General features: G+C 69.7%; 15 protein-coding genes. 14 read left to right on the top strand and 1 reads right to left on the bottom strand.

The window, feature by feature from the left end; genetic code table 11:
• Positions 1-124: 124 nt before the first annotated feature.
• The 3 genes from AB0D85_RS34420 (at position 125) to clpX (ending at position 2,945) form a co-directional block, all read left to right on the top strand.
• Positions 125-730, top strand: a complete 606-nt coding sequence (locus AB0D85_RS34420; protein ID WP_046734334.1) for an ATP-dependent Clp protease proteolytic subunit — start codon at positions 125-127, stop codon at positions 728-730.
• 73 nt (positions 731-803) lie between these two features.
• Positions 804-1,469 (top strand): ATP-dependent Clp protease proteolytic subunit, encoded by a 666-nt coding sequence (locus AB0D85_RS34415; RefSeq protein WP_362328889.1) that lies wholly within the window; start codon positions 804-806, stop codon positions 1,467-1,469.
• Positions 1,470-1,658: 189 nt separating this feature from the next.
• Complete coding sequence (gene clpX / locus AB0D85_RS34410; protein ID WP_132886825.1) at positions 1,659-2,945, top strand: ATP-dependent Clp protease ATP-binding subunit ClpX; 1,287 nt, start codon at positions 1,659-1,661, stop codon at positions 2,943-2,945.
• Between the two features lie 78 nt (positions 2,946-3,023).
• Here the strand turns inward: clpX and AB0D85_RS34405 are convergent, their stop codons facing one another.
• Positions 3,024-4,013 carry a hypothetical protein gene (locus AB0D85_RS34405; protein ID WP_362328887.1) on the bottom strand — a complete coding sequence of 330 codons (990 nt, stop codon included), beginning with the start codon at positions 4,011-4,013 and terminating at the stop codon, positions 3,024-3,026.
• 137 nt (positions 4,014-4,150) lie between these two features.
• On the opposite strand from AB0D85_RS34405, the gene AB0D85_RS34400 reads away from it, so the two are divergent.
• From AB0D85_RS34400 to AB0D85_RS34350, 11 genes are all read left to right on the top strand, one after another.
• The gene (locus AB0D85_RS34400; RefSeq protein ID WP_362328885.1) at positions 4,151-6,775 is read left to right on the top strand and encodes a valine--tRNA ligase; all 2,625 of its coding nucleotides are present in this window, start codon (positions 4,151-4,153) and stop codon (positions 6,773-6,775) included.
• A 185-nt stretch (positions 6,776-6,960) separates the two neighbouring features.
• Entirely contained in the window at positions 6,961-9,435 is a 2,475-nt protein-coding gene (locus AB0D85_RS34395) for a SpoIIE family protein phosphatase (RefSeq protein ID WP_362328883.1), read from the top strand.
• Between the two features lie 9 nt (positions 9,436-9,444).
• Positions 9,445-10,956, top strand: a complete 1,512-nt coding sequence (locus AB0D85_RS34390) for a folylpolyglutamate synthase/dihydrofolate synthase family protein (RefSeq protein WP_362328881.1) — start codon at positions 9,445-9,447, stop codon at positions 10,954-10,956.
• A gap of 1 nt (position 10,957) precedes the next feature.
• A complete protein-coding gene (locus AB0D85_RS34385) occupies positions 10,958-11,323 on the top strand; it encodes a DUF4233 domain-containing protein (RefSeq protein ID WP_362328879.1) in 366 nt (121 codons plus the stop codon).
• Positions 11,324-11,390: 67 nt separating this feature from the next.
• Positions 11,391-11,804 carry a nucleoside-diphosphate kinase gene (gene ndk / locus AB0D85_RS34380; protein ID WP_362328877.1) on the top strand — a complete coding sequence of 138 codons (414 nt, stop codon included), beginning with the start codon at positions 11,391-11,393 and terminating at the stop codon, positions 11,802-11,804.
• A gap of 427 nt (positions 11,805-12,231) precedes the next feature.
• Entirely contained in the window at positions 12,232-13,251 is a 1,020-nt protein-coding gene (locus AB0D85_RS34375) for a rod shape-determining protein (RefSeq protein ID WP_189314032.1), read from the top strand.
• Between the two features lie 182 nt (positions 13,252-13,433).
• On the top strand, positions 13,434-14,387 hold the full coding sequence (mreC, locus tag AB0D85_RS34370; protein WP_362328875.1) for a rod shape-determining protein MreC: 954 nt from the start codon (positions 13,434-13,436) through the stop codon (positions 14,385-14,387).
• A gap of 16 nt (positions 14,388-14,403) precedes the next feature.
• Positions 14,404-15,081, top strand: coding sequence for a rod shape-determining protein MreD (gene mreD / locus AB0D85_RS34365; RefSeq protein ID WP_362328873.1), 678 nt, complete (start codon positions 14,404-14,406; stop codon positions 15,079-15,081).
• 85 nt (positions 15,082-15,166) lie between these two features.
• Complete coding sequence (gene mrdA / locus AB0D85_RS34360; RefSeq protein ID WP_362328871.1) at positions 15,167-17,419, top strand: penicillin-binding protein 2; 2,253 nt, start codon at positions 15,167-15,169, stop codon at positions 17,417-17,419.
• Positions 17,416-18,615 (top strand): rod shape-determining protein RodA, encoded by a 1,200-nt coding sequence (gene rodA / locus AB0D85_RS34355; protein ID WP_362328869.1) that lies wholly within the window; start codon positions 17,416-17,418, stop codon positions 18,613-18,615. Before mrdA ends, rodA begins: the two co-directional genes overlap by 4 nt.
• A 128-nt stretch (positions 18,616-18,743) precedes the next feature.
• Positions 18,744-19,562 (top strand): CYTH domain-containing protein (locus AB0D85_RS34350; RefSeq protein ID WP_362328867.1); only part of this gene is annotated, 819 nt, incomplete at its 3' end.

Below are 19,562 nucleotides of genomic sequence, written 5' to 3'. Positions count from 1 at the left end.
CATGTACGAGGGCAAGGGGACTCGAGTCCAAGGCGACTGGAGTCCCGGCCAAGCCCCCGGCAGGGAAACGTGAGACGGCCCGGCGCCGTCGTAAAGACGAGCAGGTGGATACGTGACGAATCTGATGCCCTCCGCCGCCGGTGAGCCTTCCATCGGTGGTGGCCTCGGCGACCAGGTATACAACCGGCTGCTCGGCGAGCGGATCGTCTTCCTCGGCCAGCAGGTCGACGACGACATCGCGAACAAGATCACCGCGCAGCTGCTGCTGCTGGCGGCCGACCCCGCCAAGGACATCTTCCTCTACATCAACAGCCCCGGCGGCTCGGTGACCGCCGGCATGGCGATCTACGACACCATGCAGTTCATCCCGAACGACGTGGTGACGATCGGTATGGGCATGGCGGCCTCGATGGGCCAGTTCCTGCTGACCGGCGGCACCGCCGGCAAGCGCTTCGCCCTGCCGCACACGGACATCATGATGCACCAGGGCTCCGCGGGCCTGGGCGGTACGGTCTCGGACATCAAGATCCAGGCCCAGTACCTGCTGCGCACCAAGAAGACCATGACCGAGCTGACCGCGCTGCACTCCGGCCAGAGCGTCGAGACGATCCTCCGCGACGCCGACCGCGACCGCTGGTTCACCCCGGAAGAGGCCAAGGAGTACGGTCTTATCGACGGGATCATCACGCATGCCTCCGGTGTTCCGGGAGGCGGTGGCACCGGCGCCTGACACCAGGCCCGGCCGCGCCACGCTCCGCCGAGACTCCAGCCCCCCGAACGCCACCAGGACGGTGAACACCCTCATGACCAACTTCCCCGGCGGCGCCGACGCCCGTTACGACGGTCCCCGGCCCGACGCCCGCTATGTCATCCCGCGCTTCGTGGAGCGCACCTCCCAGGGCATCCGCGAGTACGACCCGTACGCGAAGCTCTTCGAGGAGCGCGTGATCTTCCTCGGCGTCCAGATCGACGACGCCTCCGCCAACGACGTCATGGCGCAGCTGCTGTGCCTGGAGTCGATGGACCCGGACCGGGACATCTCGATCTACATCAACAGCCCGGGCGGCGACATGACCGCCCTCACGGCGATCTACGACACGATGCAGTTCGTGAAGCCCGACATCCAGACGGTCTGCATGGGCCAGGCGGCCTCCGCCGCGGCCATCCTGCTGGCCGCCGGCACGCCCGGCAAGCGCATGGCGCTGCCGAACTCCCGCGTGCTGATCCACCAGCCGGCCGGTTCCACCGGCCGTGGCCAGCTCTCCGACCTGGAGATCATCGCCAACGAGTTCACGCGGATGCGTGAGCAGCTGGAGGACATGCTGGCCAAGCACTCCAAGCGGCCGATCGAGCAGGTCCGCGAGGACATCGAGCGCGACAAGATCCTCACGGCGGAGGAAGCACTCGAGTACGGCATCGTGGACCAGATCATCTCCACCCGGAAGATGAACAACTCGGCGATCAGCTGACAGAGGATGTAGTCTCTGCCGCCCTTGGCACGGTTTGACCGTGCGCACCGCACGGTGCACGTCAAAGTGAACCGTGCCAAGGGGGGCCCGTACGGGGGGCCCGGCAAGGTACCGTCGACATAAGGCAGCACCAGGAGCCGCTGGATTCGAAAGAGTCCAGGCGTCTCCCAGGCGAAGGGGAAGCACACCGTGGCACGCATCGGTGACGGCGGCGATCTGCTCAAGTGCTCGTTCTGCGGCAAGAGCCAGAAGCAGGTCAAGAAGCTCATCGCAGGGCCCGGTGTGTACATCTGCGACGAGTGCATCGATCTCTGCAACGAGATCATCGAGGAGGAGCTCGCCGAGACGAGCGAGGTGCGCTGGGAGGAACTCCCCAAGCCCCGCGAGATCTACGAGTTCCTGGAGGGCTACGTGGTGGGCCAGGAGCCCGCCAAGAAGGCCCTCTCGGTCGCGGTGTACAACCACTACAAGCGCGTCCAGGCCGGTGAGAACGGCGGCGCCCAAGGCCGCGACGACGCCATCGAGTTGGCGAAGTCCAACATCCTCCTGCTGGGCCCCACGGGCTCCGGCAAGACCCTCCTGGCCCAGACCCTGGCCCGCATGCTGAACGTCCCGTTCGCGATCGCCGACGCGACCGCGCTCACGGAGGCGGGCTACGTCGGCGAGGACGTGGAGAACATCCTCCTCAAGCTGATCCAGGCGGCCGACTACGACGTCAAGAAGGCCGAGACCGGGATCATCTACATCGACGAGATCGACAAGGTCGCGCGGAAGAGTGAAAATCCCTCGATCACGCGGGACGTCTCCGGCGAGGGCGTCCAGCAGGCCCTGCTGAAGATCCTCGAAGGCACCACGGCCTCCGTCCCCCCGCAGGGCGGACGCAAGCACCCGCACCAGGAGTTCATCCAGATCGACACGACGAACGTGCTGTTCATCGTGGGCGGTGCGTTCGCCGGCCTGGAGAAGATCATCGAGTCCCGGGCGGGCGCCAAGGGCATCGGCTTCGGCGCGACCATCCGCTCCAAGCGCGAGCTGGAGGCCAAGGACCAGTTCGAGGACGTCATGCCCGAGGACCTGGTCAAGTTCGGCATGATCCCGGAGTTCATCGGCCGTCTCCCGGTCATCACCTCGGTCCACAACCTGGACCGCGAGGCCCTGCTCCAGATCCTCGTCGAGCCGCGCAACGCGCTCGTCAAGCAGTACCAGCGCCTCTTCGAACTCGACGGTGTGGAGCTGGACTTCGAGCGCGAGGCGCTGGAGGCCATCGCCGACCAGGCCATCCTCCGCCAGACCGGCGCGCGCGGCCTGCGCGCCATCATGGAAGAGGTCCTGATGTCGGTGATGTACGAGGTCCCGTCCCGCAAGGACGTGGCCCGCGTCGTCATCACGGCCGACGTCGTCCACTCCAACGTCAACCCGACCCTGATCCCGCGCGACGCCCGCGGCCGGGGATCCGGGGAGCAGAAGTCGGCGTAACAGCCGCCGCAGCAACACGAGTTCACGAAGAGAGGCCCGGCGACCACGGTCGCCGGGCCTCTCGGCTGTCCGTACGGCTCAGCTCTTGACGCGCACTTCCTCGCGGAGCTTGGCCGTCGTCTCGGCGGCGGCCGCCGGGTCGGTGGCCGTGCCGGCCGCGATGTCCGAGTACTTCATCGGCATCACGAAGCCCAGGGTGCTGTGGTCGCCCCACACGCAGTAGGTCACCTTCATGGTCTTCGCCAGGCCCGAGGAGGAGGCGTCCGCCGAGTTGTCCACGCTGGCGCCCTGGCACTTGAGGACCGCGCCGTCCAGTGAACTCGGCTTGTACTCGGTCGGGTTGCCCTCGAAGGTGACGTTCTTCTCCTGGGAGTCGTTCTTCATGAACGCGAAGAACCCGTCGACCGCCTTCTCCGGGTCGTCGATGGTGCCGTAGACGCCGCCGAACGAGATCAGCTTGCCGCCCAGCGGGTTGGTCTCGTCCTTGACCTCGTAGGAGGCGCTGACGTCCTTGGCGTTCTTCACGCCCCACGACTCGGCGTCCTTCAGGTCGGACGCCGACATGCCCTCGCTGCTGTCGCCGGACTTCTCGTACTCGGTGAGCACGACCGCCGGAGTGGTCAGCTTGTGCGGGCCGTCGTCGGGAATCCCGCCCGTACTCCCGCCGCCCCCGCCGACCACCAAGTACGCGCCCACCGCGACGGCGGCCACCACCGCCACCGCCCCGATGACCACCCCCGTCTTCTTCTTCCCGCCGCCCGGCACCGGCGGCTGCGGGGCGCCGTAGGGCTGCTGGCCGTACGGGGGCTGGCCGTAGGGCGGCTGCTGCTGGCCGTACGGGTTCTGCTGCGGGGGAACGCCCTGCTGCGGGTAGCCGTATCCCGGCTGCGGCGGCTGCTGCCCGTACGGACCCGGCTGCGGCGGGGCCGCCGGCGGGGCCTGCTGCGGGTAGCCGTAGCCGGGCTGGGGCGCCTGCGGCGGCTGGCCGTACGGACCGGGCTGCTGCCCGTACGGTCCCGGCTGCTGCGGCGGCGGCCCGCCGTACGGGCCCGGCTGGTTGTAGCTCATCTCTGGGTTCCCCTCCAGATGCTTATGTGTTCCTGACATCCTGGCGCAGCCACAGGGGACTCATGGGGCGGGGGTGCCCACCGTTACAGAACAAACGCGTTTCGGGACAGCCCCGGGACACCTCTAAACTGAGCCCCGTGACCGAGAATGCTCAGCAGCAGCCCACAGCGCCCAGCACCGAACTGCCGACCCAGTACGCGCCGGCCGACGTAGAGGGGCCGCTGTACGAGCGCTGGGTAGAGCGGGGTTACTTCGCGGCCGACGCCAAGAGCGACAAGCCCGCGTACACCATCGTCATCCCCCCGCCGAACGTCACCGGCTCCCTGCACCTGGGCCACGCCTTCCAGCACACGCTGATGGACGCGCTGACCCGCCGCAAGCGCATGCAGGGCTACGAGACGCTGTGGCTGCCCGGCATGGACCACGCCGGCATCGCCACCCAGAACGTGGTCGAGCGCGAGCTCGGCAAGGAGGGCAAGTCCCGCCACGACCTGGGCCGCGAGGCGTTCGTCGAGCGCGTCTGGCAGTGGAAGGAAGAGTACGGCGGCAGGATCCTCGGCCAGATGCGCCGCCTCGGTGACGGCGTCGACTGGTCCCGTGAGCGCTTCACCATGGACGAGGGCCTCTCCCAGGCCGTCCAGACCATCTTCAAGAAGCTCTACGACGACGAGCTGATCTACCGCGCCGAGCGCATCATCAACTGGTGTCCGCGCTGTCTGACGGCGATCTCGGACATCGAGGTCGAGTACCAGGACGACGACGGCGAACTGGTCTCGCTGAAGTACGGCGAGGGCGCGGACACGGTCGTCGTCGCCACCACGCGCGCGGAGACCATGCTCGGCGACACCGCCGTCGCGGTCCACCCCGACGACGAGCGGTACAGGCACCTCGTCGGCAAGCGGATCAAGCTCCCGCTGACCGACCGCACCATCCCGGTCGTCGCGGACACCCATGTCGACCCCGAGTTCGGCACCGGCGCCGTCAAGGTGACCCCGGCCCACGACCCGAACGACTTCGAGATCGGCCGACGGCACGACCTGGAGTCGATGACCGTCATGGACGAGCGGGGCGTCATCACCGTCCACGGCCCGTTCGAGGGCCTGGACCGCTTCGAGGCCCGTTCCGCGATCGTCGCCGCGCTGCGCGCCGAGGGCCGGATCGTCGCCGAGAAGCGGCCGTACGTCCACTCGGTGGGCCACTGCTCCCGCTGCAAGACCACGCTGGAGCCCCGCCTCTCGATGCAGTGGTGGGTCAAGGTCGGCCCGCTGGCCAAGGCGGCCGGTGACGCCGTCCGCGACGGCCGGGTCGAGATCCACCCCGCCGACATGTCGAAGCGCTACTTCGACTGGGTCGACAACATGCACGACTGGTGCATCTCACGGCAGTTGTGGTGGGGCCACCGCATCCCCGTCTGGTACGGCCCCGACGGCGAGGTCGTCTGCGTCGGACCGGACGAGGAGCCGCCGGGCGGCGAGGGCTGGACCCAGGACCCCGACGTCCTGGACACCTGGTTCTCCTCCGGCCTGTGGCCCTTCTCGACTCTCGGCTGGCCCGAACAGACCCCGGACCTGGAGAAGTTCTACTCCACCGACGTCCTGCTCACCGGCCACGACATCATCTTCTTCTGGGTCGCCCGGATGATGATGTTCGGCCTCTACGCGATGGACGGCGAGGTCCCCTTCAGGACCATCGCCCTCACCGGCCTGGTCCGCGACCAGTTCGGCAAGAAGATGTCCAAGTCCTCGGGCACCGCCGTCGACCCCCTCGACTGGATGAACCAGTACGGCTCCGACGCCGTCCGTTTCACCCTCGCCAAGGGCGCCAACCCCGGCGTCGACGTCCCGATCGGCGAGGACTGGGTCCAGGCGTCCCGGAACTTCGCCAACAAGATCTGGAACGCGACCCGCTTCGCGCTGATGAACGGCGCGACGGTCGAGGGCCCGCTGCCGGAGCCGGAGAAGATGTCCGCCACCGACCGGTGGATCCTCTCCCGCCTCAACAAGACCGTCGCCGAAGTCGACGCGTTCTACGAGGACTTCCAGTTCGCGAAGCTCTCCGACGCCCTCTACCACTTCGCGTGGGACGAGGTCTTCGACTGGTACGTCGAGCTGTCCAAGACGACGTTCATGGCGGGCGGCGAACCGGCCGAGGTCAGCAAGCGGGTCCTCGGCGAGGTCCTGGACGTCACCCTGAAGCTGCTCCACCCGGTGGTCCCGTTCGTCACGGACACCCTGTGGACCACGCTCACCGGCGGCGAGTCGGTCGTGATCGCCGCCTGGCCGGCCGACAGCGGTTTCCGGGACGAGGCGGCGGAGCGGGAGATCGAGGCCCTCCAGTCCGTCATCACCGAGGTCCGCCGCTTCCGCGCCGACCAGGGCCTGCAGCCCGGCCAGCGGGTCCCCGCCCGCCTGACCCTGGACGGTACGGCCCTCGCCCCGCACGAGGCCGCCATCCGCCAGCTGCTGCGCCTCCAGCCGGAGGGCGACGCCTTCGCGGCGACGGCCACCCTGCCGGTCGCCGGTGCCACGGTCGCCCTCGACCTCTCCGGCACGATCGACGTGGCGGCCGAGCGCAAGCGCCTCGCCAAGGACCTCGCCGCCGCCGAGAAGGAGAAGGCGCAGGCGACGGGCAAGCTGGGCAACGAGGCGTTCCTGGCGAAGGCCCCGGACAACGTGGTGGAGAAGATCCGCACGCGCCTCGCGAAGGCCGACGAGGACATCGCGCGCATCCAGGCCCAGCTGGACCGCCTCCCGCAGGCGTAGTCCCGCACCCCGCGCGTCCCCGCAGGCGTCCGGCAGCCCGTCGTTCCAGGGCTGCCGGACGCCTGTGCGCTTTCCCGGGTCGCCAAGCGCGGACCCGGCACCGCCCTACAATCCAAAAGTAGGAACATGACCCTGATGTCTGTTGTGTTCCGTTGTGGTGTTCTGTGGCGGAGGGAACTGCCCGCATGCTGCGAAGGGGCCGAACGACAGCGCCTCCGCGAGGGGGACTCGTCCCCCTGACGGCTGTCGCGGGCGCCCTGCTCGCCGTGCTCATCGGCCTCGTCTTCCTGATGCTGCTGTGGGCGATCCAGGACGCGCACAGCTCCCTGGTGTCGGCCCGCGGCGGCAGACCGGCCCGGGACCAGGCCGCGGTGGTTCAGAACACCATCCTCGACGTGGAGAGCGGACAGGAGAGTTACCTCGTCACCCGGCAGGATCAGTTCCTCCGGTCGTGGCAGGCCGCACGGGCCGCGTTCCCCGCACAGGCGCAGCGCCTCATCGACGTCAGCACGTCCCCCGCCCAGCGGCAGCTCGCGTGGCAGATCCGGCAGGCCGGGCAGTCCTTCATCGACGACTACTCGGTCCCGCTCGTCGACGCGGCCCGGCGCGGGGCTCCCGCCGCGAGCGGGGCGGCGCGGACGCTGCAGGGCGAGCGACGCGTCGACGCCTTCCGGGGCCGGATCTCCCACTACATCACCGCCGAGCGCGCGGCCGTCAGCAGACGTGAGCGGGCCCTGGAGACCTGGATGCACATGCTGATCGTCGCCGCCTCCCTGGGCGTGGGCGGGGCGGTCCTCCTGATCGTCGGCTTCGGAGCCTATGTGACCCGGGTGGTCGTCTGGCCGGTGCGCAGGATGGCCGGCTTCGCGACCCGGCTGGCCGCCGGGGACCTGAGCGCACGGGTGCCGCTGTCCGGCCGGCGGGAGATCGGGCAGCTGGAGACGGCGTTCAACACCATGGCCGGCTCCCTGGAGAAGAGCCACCGGCGGCTCAGACTGCTCTACGACGCCGGTACGGCGGTCGGCAACACCCTCGACGTGGGCCGGACCGCCGACGAGCTGGTGCGGGTGGCCGTCCCCCGCTTCGCCGACTTCGTCACCGTCGACCTGGAGGAGTCCGTGCTGCGCGGCGGGGAACCGACCTCCGCCGAGAAGGCGCTGCGGCGCGTCGCCGCCGGCGGTGTCCGCGACGACTCCCCGCTGGCCCCGGTCGGTGCGCTGATCCCGGTGAGCGCGCCGCCCCGGTCCGCCCCCGGCGCCCTCCCGGACGCGGCCCTGCTGCTCGACCTGCGGGCCGCCGAGGCGGCGACCGTCCCCGACGCCCGCACGATGGACCGGCTCATCGAGTACGGCATGGGCTCGCTGGTCACCGCGCCGCTGTCGGTGCAGGGCGTCCTGATGGGGGTGATCGTCTTCTGGCGGACCCGCGGCTCCCCGCCGTTCGAGGAGGACGACCTGTCCGACGCCGAGGAACTGGCCGCGAAGTCGGCGCGCGCCATCGACAACGCGCGGCGCTACACCCGGGAGCGCGAGACCGCGCTGACCCTCCAGCGCAGCCTGCTGCCGCAGGACCTGCCCGAGCGGCCGGCCGTCGACTTCTCCTACCGCTACCTCCCCACCGGCACCAGCGCCGGAGTCGGCGGCGACTGGCTGGACGTGATCCCGCTGTCGGGCACCCGGGTCGCCCTGGTCGTCGGCGATGTCGTCGGCCACGGCATCCAGGCCTCCGCCACCATGGGCAGGCTGCGCATGGCGGTCCGTACCCTCGCGGACGTCGACCTGCCGCCCGACGAACTCCTCACCCACCTCGACGACCTGGTCCTCCACCTCGACGACGGCGCCGGGGAGCCGACCGGCGAGGTGGGCTCGACCTGCCTGTACGCCGTCTACGACCCGATCTCCCGGCGCTGCGCCCTCGCCAGCGCGGGCCACCCGATGCCCTTCGTGATCACTCCCCAGGGCGCGGTGGAGCCGGCCCCCGGCCAGGCCGGACCGCCGCTCGGGCTCGGCGGGCTGCCGTTCGAGACGACCGAACTGGACCTCGCCCAGGGCACCACCCTCGCGCTGTTCAGCAACGGCCTGGTGCACTCCCGCAACCTCGACATGAGCCAGGGCCTGGAGCGGCTGCGCCGCGCGCTGGCGACCACGGGGGAGCCGCTGGAGGAGGTCTGCGACCGGGTGGTGGCCACGCTGCGCACCGGCGAGCCCGCCGACGACGTCACCCTGCTGCTCGCCCGCACCCACGCCCTGCCCGCCGACCGGGTCGCCACCTGGGAGGTCCCCGCGGACCCCGAGCACGTCGCCCGGGCCCGGACCCTGACCGCCGGCCAGCTCGGCGCCTGGCGGCTGGAGGAGCTGTCGTTCACCACCGAGCTGGTGGTCAGCGAGCTCGTCACCAACGCCATCCGCTACGGCGGCACCCCGATCCGGCTGCGGCTCATCCGCGACACCACGATGCTGATCTGCGAGGTCTCCGACGGCAGCAGCACCGCCCCCCACCTGCGCCGGGCCCGGGTCTTCGACGAGGGCGGCCGGGGCCTGCTGCTGGTGGCCCGGCTCACCCAGCGCTGGGGCACCCGGCAGACCTCCGCCGGCAAGACGATCTGGTGCGAACAGGAGCTTCCGGCGGCCGACGCGTCCGAGTCCCCGGGAGGCTCCTAGACTGGTCCCGTGAGTGATCTGCCCCCGCGCGACCCCAACGAGAGCTTCGACGACTTCGACGAGATCATCGAGGCCGAGACGGACCGCGACCCCGATCTCGCGGTGATCGAGGCCGGCAGCCGGACCCTGCGCACCCAGGGCGGCCCGCAGCAGGCCGACGTCCCCGGCCGCCCCGAGGACCCCGAGGTGGACAGGGCCCTGCGCGAGGTCGAGGCCGAACTGGCCACCCGCTGGGGCGAGACCAAGCTGGAGCCCTCGGTCACCAGGATCGCCGCGCTCATGGACGTCCTGGGCGAGCCGCAGCGGTCGTACCCCTCGATCCACATCACGGGCACCAACGGCAAGACCTCCACCGCCCGCATGGTCGAGTCCCTGCTCGGCGCCTTCGACCTGCGCACCGGCCGCTACACCAGCCCCCATGTGCAGTCGATCACCGAGCGCATCAGCCTCGACGGCGCCCCGATCTCCGCCGAGCGGTTCATCGAGACGTACCAGGACATCAAGCCCTACGTCGAGATGGTCGACTCCCGGCAGGAGTACCGGCTCTCCTTCTTCGAGGTGCTCACCGGCATGGCCTACGCGGCCTTCGCCGACGCCCCCGTCGACGTCGCGGTCGTCGAGGTCGGCATGGGCGGCTCCTGGGACGCCACGAACGTCATCGACGGCGACGTCGCCGTGGTCACCCCCATCGACCTCGACCACACCGACCGGCTCGGCGCGACCACCGCCGCGATCGCCACCGAGAAGGCCGGGATCATCAAGCAGGACGCGACCGTCATCCTGGCCCAGCAGCCGGTGGACGCGGCGCAGGTGCTGCTGAAGAAGGCCGTGGAGGTCGACGCGACCGTGGCCCGCGAGGGCCTGGAGTTCGGCGTCGTCGCCCGCGAGGTCGCCGTCGGCGGCCAGCTCCTCACCCTGCGCGGCCTCGGCGGCGAGTACGACCAGGTCTACCTCCCCCTGCACGGCCCCTACCAGGCCCACAACGCGGCCGTCGCGCTCGCCGCCGTGGAGGCGTTCTTCGGCGTCGGCTCGCAGCGCCCCGAGTCCCTCGACATCGACACGGTCCGCAAGGCCTTCGCGGCCGTCTCGTCCCCCGGCCGCCTCGAAGTCGTACGGCGCTCTCCGACCGTCGTCCTCGACGCGGCCCACAACCCGGCCGGCGCCCGCGCCACCGCCGAGGCGGTCGGCGAGGCCTTCGACTTCAGCCGCCTCATCGGCGTGGTCGGGGCCAGCGCCGACAAGAACGTACGAGGGCTCCTGGAGGCCTTCGAGCCGATCTTCGCCGAGGTCGTCGTCACCCAGAACTCCAGCCACCGCGCGATGGACGCGGACGAACTGGCCGCGATCGCCGTCGAGGTGTTCGGCGACGACCGCGTCCAGGTCGAACCGCGGCTGCCCGACGCCCTGGAGGCCGCGATCACGCTGGCCGAGGAGGAGGGCGAGTTCGCGGGCGGCGGGGTGCTGGTCACCGGCTCCGTCATCACCGTGGGCGAGGCCCGGCTGCTCCTGGGGAGGCGCTGACATGCGTACGCTCTGCTCCTCCACCCTGATCGGCGAGTTCTTCGTCATCGGCTTCGCCGCGCTGGTCGCCATGAAGGACCCCGACCTGTCCACCTCGACGGTGTGGCTGGTCAGCGGGATCGCGATGTTCCTGTGCGTGGCGCTGTGCGGGGTCGTGACCCGGCCCGCGGGCATAACGCTGGGCTGGGCGCTGCAGATCGCGCTGATCGCCTCCGGGGTCTTCGTCCCGACGATGTACTTCCTGGGCGCGGCCTTCGCGGGCCTGTGGTGGGCGTCGGTGCACTACGGACGGAAGATCGACGAGGCCAAGGCCCGCTTCGCGGCGCAGGCGGCACAATCCGGGGCCTCGGGGGCTGACGCTGCGTGACAGGCGCCAGGACACGCCCTGTAGCCTGCCCTCACCGCACCCGCCAGTACCGTGAAGGAGCCCCCTAGTGACCCAGCGCACCCTCGTCCTGCTCAAGCCCGACGCCGTCCGTCGCGGCCTGACCGGCGAGATCATCAGCCGTATCGAGCGCAAGGCCGGCTGGCAGATCACCGCGCTGGAGCTGCGCACCCTGGAGCGCGCCACGCTGGAGCAGCACTACGCCGAGCACGTCGGCAAGCCGTTCTACGAGCCGCTGGTCGAGTTCATGGCCGCCGGCCCGTCCGTCGCCCTGATCGTCGAGGGCGAGCGGGTCGTCGAGGGCATCCGCGCGCTCGCCGGCCCGACCGACCCGATCGCCGCCGCGCCCGGCTCCATCCGCGGCGACTTCGGCGTGATCGTCCGCGAGAACCTGATCCACGCGTCCGACTCCGAGGAGTCCGCCGAGCGCGAGATCAAGATCTTCTTCCCGGGCCGCGCGTAACCCTCCGGGCCGGTACGCCACGATCGCGCGGTTCGCGGAACCGCGCGGCACCGCGTGCGGCTCCGGGGCCGGCGTGCGGCCCCCGGGCCGGCGCGCGGCTGCTCCGGACCCCGGCGGGGGCCCGTACGGAGTTTTCGTGGAAGTTCTTGACGAGGCGTCAGCCCGTTGATCTGCGGGACCTGGGACGGCCGAACGTTTTCGGCCGTCCCTCGGCATATGCGTGCCGATCGGGGGAACGAGTGGCCCCGTTGGACCGTCTCCACAAGCGAGGCGGCCCGGTACGTGCTGACAATGGCGAAGACCCTCGCGCAGTGTTCGTGCAGGCGCGTCTACGATGTAAGCCTTCACGTCACAGCACGCACTTCGCCGACCTGAAATGCCCTCAAAAGCTCCCGGGAAGGCCAGACGAATCCTGATGGGGAACTCAATGTCGTTCATCGGCCGTGACATGGCTGTCGACCTCGGGACCGCCAACACGCTGGTGTACGTCAGGGGTCGCGGGATCGTACTCAACGAACCGTCCGTCGTCGCGATCAACACGAACACCGGTGGAATTCTGGCGGTCGGCGCGGAGGCGAAGAAGATGATCGGGCGCACGCCCGGCAACATCGTCGCCGTACGCCCGTTGAAGGACGGCGTGATCGCCGACTTCGAGATCACCGAGCGGATGCTCCGCTACTTCATCCTCAAGATCCACAAGCGGCGCTATCTCGCCAGGCCGCGCGTGGTCGTGTGTGTGCCCTCCGGTATCACCGGTGTCGAGCGCCGCGCCGTCATCGAGGCGTCGTCGCAGGCCGGTGCCCGCCAGGTGCACATCATCGAGGAGCCCATGGCCGCCGCCATCGGCTCCGGCCTGCCCGTCCACGAGGCCACCGGCAACATGGTGGTGGACATCGGCGGCGGCACCACCGAGGTCGCGGTCATCTCCCTCGGCGGCATCGTCACCGCCCAGTCGATCCGGGTCGCCGGCGACGAGCTGGACAACGCGATCATCCAGCACATCAAGAAGGAGTACTCGCTCCTCCTCGGCGAGCGGACGGCCGAACAGATCAAGATCACGATCGGTTCGGCGTACGACCTCGACGACGACGAACACACCGAGATCCGCGGCCGGGACCTGGTGTCCGGGCTGCCGAAGACCGTGGTCATCTCGGCCGCGGAGGTCCGCAAGGCGATCGAGGAGCCGGTCAACGCGATCGTCGACGCCGTCAAGACGACCCTCGACAAGTGCCCGCCCGAGCTGTCCGGCGACATCATGGACAGGGGAATCGTTCTGACCGGCGGCGGAGCACTGCTGCGCGGTCTGGACGAGCGGCTGCGCCGGGAGACCGGCATGCCGATCCACATCGCGGAGGACCCGCTGGACAGCGTGGCGCTCGGCTCCGGCAAGTGCGTCGAGGAGTTCGAGGCGCTGCAGCAGGTCCTGGACGCCCAGCCGCGCAGATGACGTAACTCTTCGATTCCGCCGTACGAGATGATCCCCTCTCGTGCGGCGGATCGTTGATATGGAGGCATAAGCTCGCCCAAGGCGGGTTCCGCCCCACAAGCCTCCGCAACCCCCCACATGCTTCACGAAATCCCGCAATCAAGCCCCGCAAGTTCCTATTGAGGAAGGCACGGCCGCCGCACGTGAGGGACACGAAAGAGAGTCGGCTGCTCCTGGTGCTGCTGATCGCGATCGCGTTCGCGCTGATCACGGTGGACATCCGAGGTGGCAGGAACTCCCCGGTCGACGGCGCCCGGCAGGCCGCGGCCGCGGTCTTCGGCCCGATCGAGAAGGGCATGTCGACGGTGGTGGACCCGGTCGGCAACGCCGTCTCCGCCATCCGCGACTCCGGCGAACGCCACAACCGGCTGGCCCGCCTCGAGCAGCAGAACGCGACCCTCAAGGCGAAGCTCGGCAGCAACGACCGCAACCGCAGCCGCCTCGCCCAGCTCGACAAGATGCTCAAGCTCTCCGCCGAGGGCCAGTACGGCATCAAGGGCGCCCAGGTCATCGGGATAGGAGCGGCCCAGGGCTTCTCCTGGACCGTCACCATCGACGTCGGCTACAACGACGGAATCAAGCGCGACATGACCGTCCTCAACGGCGACGGCCTCGTCGGCCGCGTCACCACCGTCGGCCCCGACGCCTCCACCGTGCTGCTCGCCAACGACCCCGACTTCACCGTCGGCACCCGTATGGAGGGCAGCGACGAACTCGGCTTCGCCACCGGCCAGGGCGACCGCCCGCTGCGCGTCGAACTCCTCAACAGCCAGGCCGAGGTGAAGAAGGGCGACCGGCTGGTCACCTTCGGCTCCGAGGCCGACAAGCCCTTCGTACCCGGCGTCCCGGTCGGCACGGTCTCCAGCGTCGACCCCTCCAACGGCGGTCTCACCCGCATCCTCTACGTGACACCGTTCGTGTCCTTCACCAAGCTCGACATCGTCGGCGTGGTCGTCGAGGCGCCGAAGAAGGACCCGCGCGACGAGGTGCTCCCGGCCAAGCCCCAACCGACCCCGACGCCCACGGTGACCGTCACGGTCACCCCGTCCGCGGACGCCAGCGCCAACGCGTCCGCCACCACCGGCCAGCAGCAGTAGTAGGAGCTGAATCCCCATGCGTGTCAACCGGATCCTGCTCTCCTCCGCCCTGGTCGTCGTCGCCCTGGTGATCCAGGTGAGCGTCCTCGCCCGCCTCCACCTCCCGGGCGCCGTCCCCGACCTCATGCTGCTCACCGTCCTCGGCCTCGCCATGGTGTACGGCCATGTGGGCGGCGCCCTGGTCGGCTTCGGCGCCGGACTGCTCGCCGACCTCGCCCCGCCCGCCGACCACGCGGCCGGCCGCTACGCCCTGGTGCTCTGCGTCGTCGGCTACTTCGCCGGGCTCATCAAGCCCGAGAACGGCCGCCTGAAGTCCGCGACCGGACCGATGCTCGTCGTGGTCGCCGCCGCCATCGGCTCCACCCTGCTCTACGCGGGCGTCGGCGCGCTGGTCGGCGACACCGCCGCCCGCCATGTCGGCATGACGAGCCTGCTGATCACGGCCGCCCTGTACGACCTGCTGCTCGCCCCGTTCGTGGTCCCCGGCGTCATGGCCCTGGCCCGCCGCGCCGACAACGACCCGCTGACGGAGGCCAACTCCGGCGGCAAGGCGGGCGACATCTCCTCCGGCTGGATCTCCTCCGGCACCGGCATGCGCATCGGCAGCCAGCGCGGCGGCCTCGGCGGCCTGAAGGCCAAGGCCCGCACCCGCAGCGCCCGCGTCAGCCGCATCAAGGGGGTCAAGCGCCTGTGAGGGCAGCGGATCCGGGCGACGGAGCCGTTCACAGCTCCGTCGTATATGACACCTACACACATCACTGAGAGGGGGAGGCAACCCAGTGACCAACATTCCCGAGACCGGTCGGACCCCACGGGTCCAGATCCGTCTCGTCGTCATCCAGATCCTCGTCCTCTCCCTGCTCGGCACCCTCGGCGGCCGCCTGTGGTACCTGCAGATCCGCGAGGGCGCCACGTACCAGAAGGAAGCCTCCGGCAACCACGTCCAGCAGGTCGTCGAACCCGCCGTGCGCGGCTCGATACTGGACGCGCGCGGAGTCCCGATCGCGGACAACGAGACCCGCCTGGTCGTCTCCGCCTCCCGTACCGACCTGCTCAAGCAGAAGGACGACGGCAAGGCGGTCCTGACCAAGCTCGCGGGCGTCCTCGGCATGAAGCCCGAGGAGGTCATGCAGAAGGTCCGCCTCTGCGACTCCAAGACCCCCCAGCCCTGCTGGAACGGCTCGCCGTACCAGCCGATCCCGATCACCGACAAGGCCACCGCCAAGCAGGCCCTGCAGATCCGCGAGCGCTCCGAGGACTTCCCCGGCATCACCGCCGAGCCCGAGGCCGTGCGCCGCTACCCGGCCCCCGGCAAGTCCAACACCGCGCAGGTCCTCGGCTACCTCTCCCCGGTCACCGACGACGAGATCCAGCAGGCCAAGGACACCAACTCGCCCTACCTGCGCTCCGACATGGTCGGCCGCTCCGGCCTGGAGCGGGAGTACGACAAGGAACTGCGCGGCAAGGCCGGCGTCACCCGCTACGAGGTCGACAACCTCGGCCGCGTCATCGGCAAGGCCAAGTCCGATGCCGCCGAGCCCGGTTCGAACCTGGTCACCAGCATCGACTCCCGCGTCCAGCGGGTCGCCGAGTACGAGCTGGACAAGGCCATGAAGACCGCCCGCCAGCAGTACGACAGCATCACCCACGAGAACTACAAGGCCGACTCCGGCGCCGTCGTCGTGATGGAGGCCAAGACCGGCCGGATCGTCGCCATGGCCTCCGCGCCGAACTACGACCCGAACGTCTGGGTCGGCGGCATCTCCGCCAAGGACTACAAGGCGCTCACCGGCAAGGACTCCGACTACCCGCTGCTCAACAGGGCCATACAGGGTCAGGCGGCGCCCGGTTCGACGTTCAAGGTGGTCTCCACGGCCGCCGCGGTCCAGGCCGGCTACGTCTGGGACGGCGGCTACCCCTGCACCAGCTCGTACTCGGTCGGCGGCCAGGTCTTCAAGAACTTCGAGGGCGAGAACTTCGGCCCGATCTCGCTCGGCCGCGCTCTGGAGGTCTCCTGCGACACCGTCTTCTACGGCCTCGCCGACAGCCAGTGGAAGAAGGACGGCGGCATCAACCCCAAGAAGGGCCAGCCCAAGGACTGGTTCTTCAAGACCGCCCACCAGTTCGGCCTCGGCAAGGAGACCGGCATCGACCTGCCCAACGAGGTCACCGGCCGCGTCCCCGACCGCCAGTGGAAGCTCGCCTACTGGAAGGCCAACAAGGACGCCTGGTGCAAGTCCGGGAAGAAGGACGGCACCTACGTCGAGAAGATCGAGTACGAGAACTGCCTCGAAGGCAACAAGATGCGCGAGGGCGACGAGATCAACTACTCCATCGGCCAGGGCGACACCCTCGTCACGCCGATCCAGGAGGCGATGATCTACGGCGCCGTGGCCAACGGCGGCACGGAGTACCAGCCGACCATCGGCAAGGCGATCATCAGTGCCGACGGCAAGACCGTCCAGGAGATCAAGCCCAAGGCGCTGCGCAAGCTGCCCGTCAGCCAGGCCACCCTCAAGGGCATGGACGACGCCTTCGCGGGCGTCATCACCCGCGGTACCGCCGCCTGGAAGTTCGGCGGCTGGCCGCAGGACAAGATCGCCCTGCACGGCAAGACCGGTACCGCCGAGGTCTACGGCAAGCAGACCACGTCCTGGCTCGCCACCTACACCAAGGACTACACGGTCATCATGACCATCGCCCAGGCCGGTACCGGTTCCGGTGCCTCCGGTGAGGCGGTCCGCAACATCTACAGCGCGCTGTACGGCGTCCAGTCCGACGGTTCCGTCGACAAGTCGAAGGCGCTGCTCTACACCCCGCAGCAGGGCCTGCCGAAGGTCCGCACGGACGGCACGATCGCCTCGCCGAAGATCTCCAAGGACCCGGCGAAGGACTTCCAGGCCTCCCAGCAGGACAAGAACAGCACCGACAACGGGCAGACCCCGGCCGCCACCACGGCCTCACCGTCGACGGGCAACCGCACCACCCGCAGGCGGCCGCGGAAGCGGGGAAGCCGGAGGATGCTCACATGACCGGCGTCAACAGCTTCTCCGTCTCCGGCTACGGCCCGGCACGCGCCGGCTGGACCCGGATCCTCGCCCGCGACTCGCTGGCCCGCCGCCTGGACTGGCCGATGCTGCTGGCATCGCTGGCCCTGTCCCTGCTCGGCTCGCTCCTGGTCTACTCGGCGACCAGGAACCGCACCGAGATCAACCAGGGCGACCAGTACTACTTCCTGGTCCGGCATCTGATGAACACCGGCATCGGAATCGCCCTGATGATCGGCACGCTCTGGGTCGGCCACCGCCAGCTGCGCAACGTCGTGCCGATCCTCTACGGCCTCTCGCTGTTCGGGACGCTGCTGGTGCTCACCCCACTGGGCGCGACCATCAACGGCAGCCGCAACTGGATCGTCTTCGGCGGCGGCTTCTCCGTCCAGCCCGCCGAGTTCGTGAAGATCACGATCATCCTGGGCATGGCGATGATACTGGCGGCCCGGGTGGACGCCGGGGACAAGAAGTACCCGGACCACCGCACGGTCCTCCAGGCCCTCGGCCTGGCCGCCGTCCCGATCATGATCGTGCTGCTCATGCCCGACCTCGGCACGGTCCTGGTCCTGGTGACCATCATCCTGGGGGTGCTGCTCGCCTCCGGCGCCTCCAACCGCTGGGTCTTCGGCCTGCTCGCGGCCGGCGTCCTCGGCTGCATCGCCATCTGGCAGCTGCACATCCTGGACGAGTACCAGATCAACCGCTTCGCGGCCTTCGCCAACCCCGCGCTCGACCCGGCGGGGGTCGGCTACAACACCAACCAGGCCCGTATCGCCATCGGCTCCGGCGGCCTGACCGGCGCGGGCCTGTTCCACGGCTCGCAGACCACCGGCCAGTTCGTCCCGGAGCAGCAGACCGACTTCGTCTTCACGGTCGCGGGGGAGGAGCTGGGCTTCGTCGGCGCGGGCCTGATCATCCTGCTGCTCGGTGTCGTCCTGTGGCGCGCCTGCCGCATCGCCCGCGAGACCACCGAGTTGTACGGCACGATCGTCGCGGCGGGCATCGTGGCGTGGTTCGCCTTCCAGGCGTTCGAGAACATCGGCATGACCCTCGGCATCATGCCGGTCACCGGCCTGCCCCTGCCGTTCGTCTCGTACGGCGGCTCGTCGATGTTCGCGGTGTGGGTGGCCGTGGGGCTGCTGCAGTCGATCAGGGTGCAACGGCCGATGTCGGCGTAGCCGGGCAAGGATGGGAGAGGTGAACACGGCGTTACCGATGTGTTCACCTCGTCCTCATTTTGATTTTTCCTCCGATTTACTCACTTTGGCCGCTGTCCTTGCGGCGCTCCGGCCATTAGATTCGGTTCATGGCGGATGCGAAGCGTGAAATCGAGCGCAAGTACGAATCCGATGACAGTGGGCTGCCCGACCTGACCGGCATCGCCGGGGTGGCGAACGTCCTGGACAAGGGCACCGCCGAACTCGACGCGACCTACCACGACACCTCGGACCTGCGCCTGGCCTCGGCACGAGTCACCCTGCGCCGTCGCACCGGAGGCGCCGACGCGGGCTGGCACCTCAAACTCCCGGTGGCCCCCGGCATCCGCGACGAGATCCACGCCCGGCTCTCCGACACGCTCCCCGACGAACTGGCCGGCCTGGCCCGTTCCCGGGTCCGCGAGGGCCGGCTGGTCCCGGTGGTCCGGCTCCGCACCACCCGCGAGGTCCAGCACCTCGTGGACGCCGACGGCAAGCTCCTCGCCGAGCTGAGCGTGGACCACGTCCGGGCCGAACGGCTCTTCGGCGGCGCGGGCAAGGCCCAGTGGACCGAGATCGAGGTGGAACTGGCCGAGGGCGGCGACCCGGCCTTCCTCGACAAGGTGGAGAAACGGTTGGGCAAGGCGGGTGTACGACCCTCCGGGTCCGCGTCGAAACTGGCCCGCGCCCTGTCGGAGACGGCGAAGAGCGGCAAGCCGAAGCCGGAGAAGGCCGGGAAGGCAGGGGCGGCCGGGAAGGCCGAGAAGCCTGGGGCGGCAGGGAAGCCTGGGAAGGCCGGGGCGGCCGAGGAGCCTGGGAAGCTCGGGGCGGCAGGGAAGGCCGGGGCGGCCGAGGAGCCTGGGAAGCTCGGGGCGGCAGGGAAGGCCGGGGCGGCCGAGGAGCCTGGGAAGCTCGGGGCGGCAGGGAAG

The sequence above is a fragment of the Streptomyces sp. NPDC048277 genome (assembly GCF_040652235.1).
Lineage (GTDB): Bacteria > Actinomycetota > Actinomycetes > Streptomycetales > Streptomycetaceae > Streptomyces.
The sequence above is the reverse complement of the archived record's forward strand: the minus strand, read 5'-3'. Positions and strand labels throughout refer to the sequence as shown.

Coding starts and splice junctions, on each gene's coding strand:
- AB0D85_RS34420 (WP_046734334.1), top strand. CDS start 125: ATGCCCTCCGCCGCCGGTGAGCCTTCCATCGGTGGTGGCCTCGGCGAC.
- AB0D85_RS34415 (WP_362328889.1), top strand. CDS start 804: ATGACCAACTTCCCCGGCGGCGCCGACGCCCGTTACGACGGTCCCCGG.
- AB0D85_RS34405 (WP_362328887.1), bottom strand. CDS start 4,013: ATGAGCTACAACCAGCCGGGCCCGTACGGCGGGCCGCCGCCGCAGCAG.
- AB0D85_RS34395 (WP_362328883.1), top strand. CDS start 6,961: ATGCTGCGAAGGGGCCGAACGACAGCGCCTCCGCGAGGGGGACTCGTC.
- AB0D85_RS34385 (WP_362328879.1), top strand. CDS start 10,958: ATGCGTACGCTCTGCTCCTCCACCCTGATCGGCGAGTTCTTCGTCATC.
- AB0D85_RS34375 (WP_189314032.1), top strand. CDS start 12,232: ATGTCGTTCATCGGCCGTGACATGGCTGTCGACCTCGGGACCGCCAAC.
- mreD (WP_362328873.1), top strand. CDS start 14,404: ATGCGTGTCAACCGGATCCTGCTCTCCTCCGCCCTGGTCGTCGTCGCC.
- rodA (WP_362328869.1), top strand. CDS start 17,416: ATGACCGGCGTCAACAGCTTCTCCGTCTCCGGCTACGGCCCGGCACGC.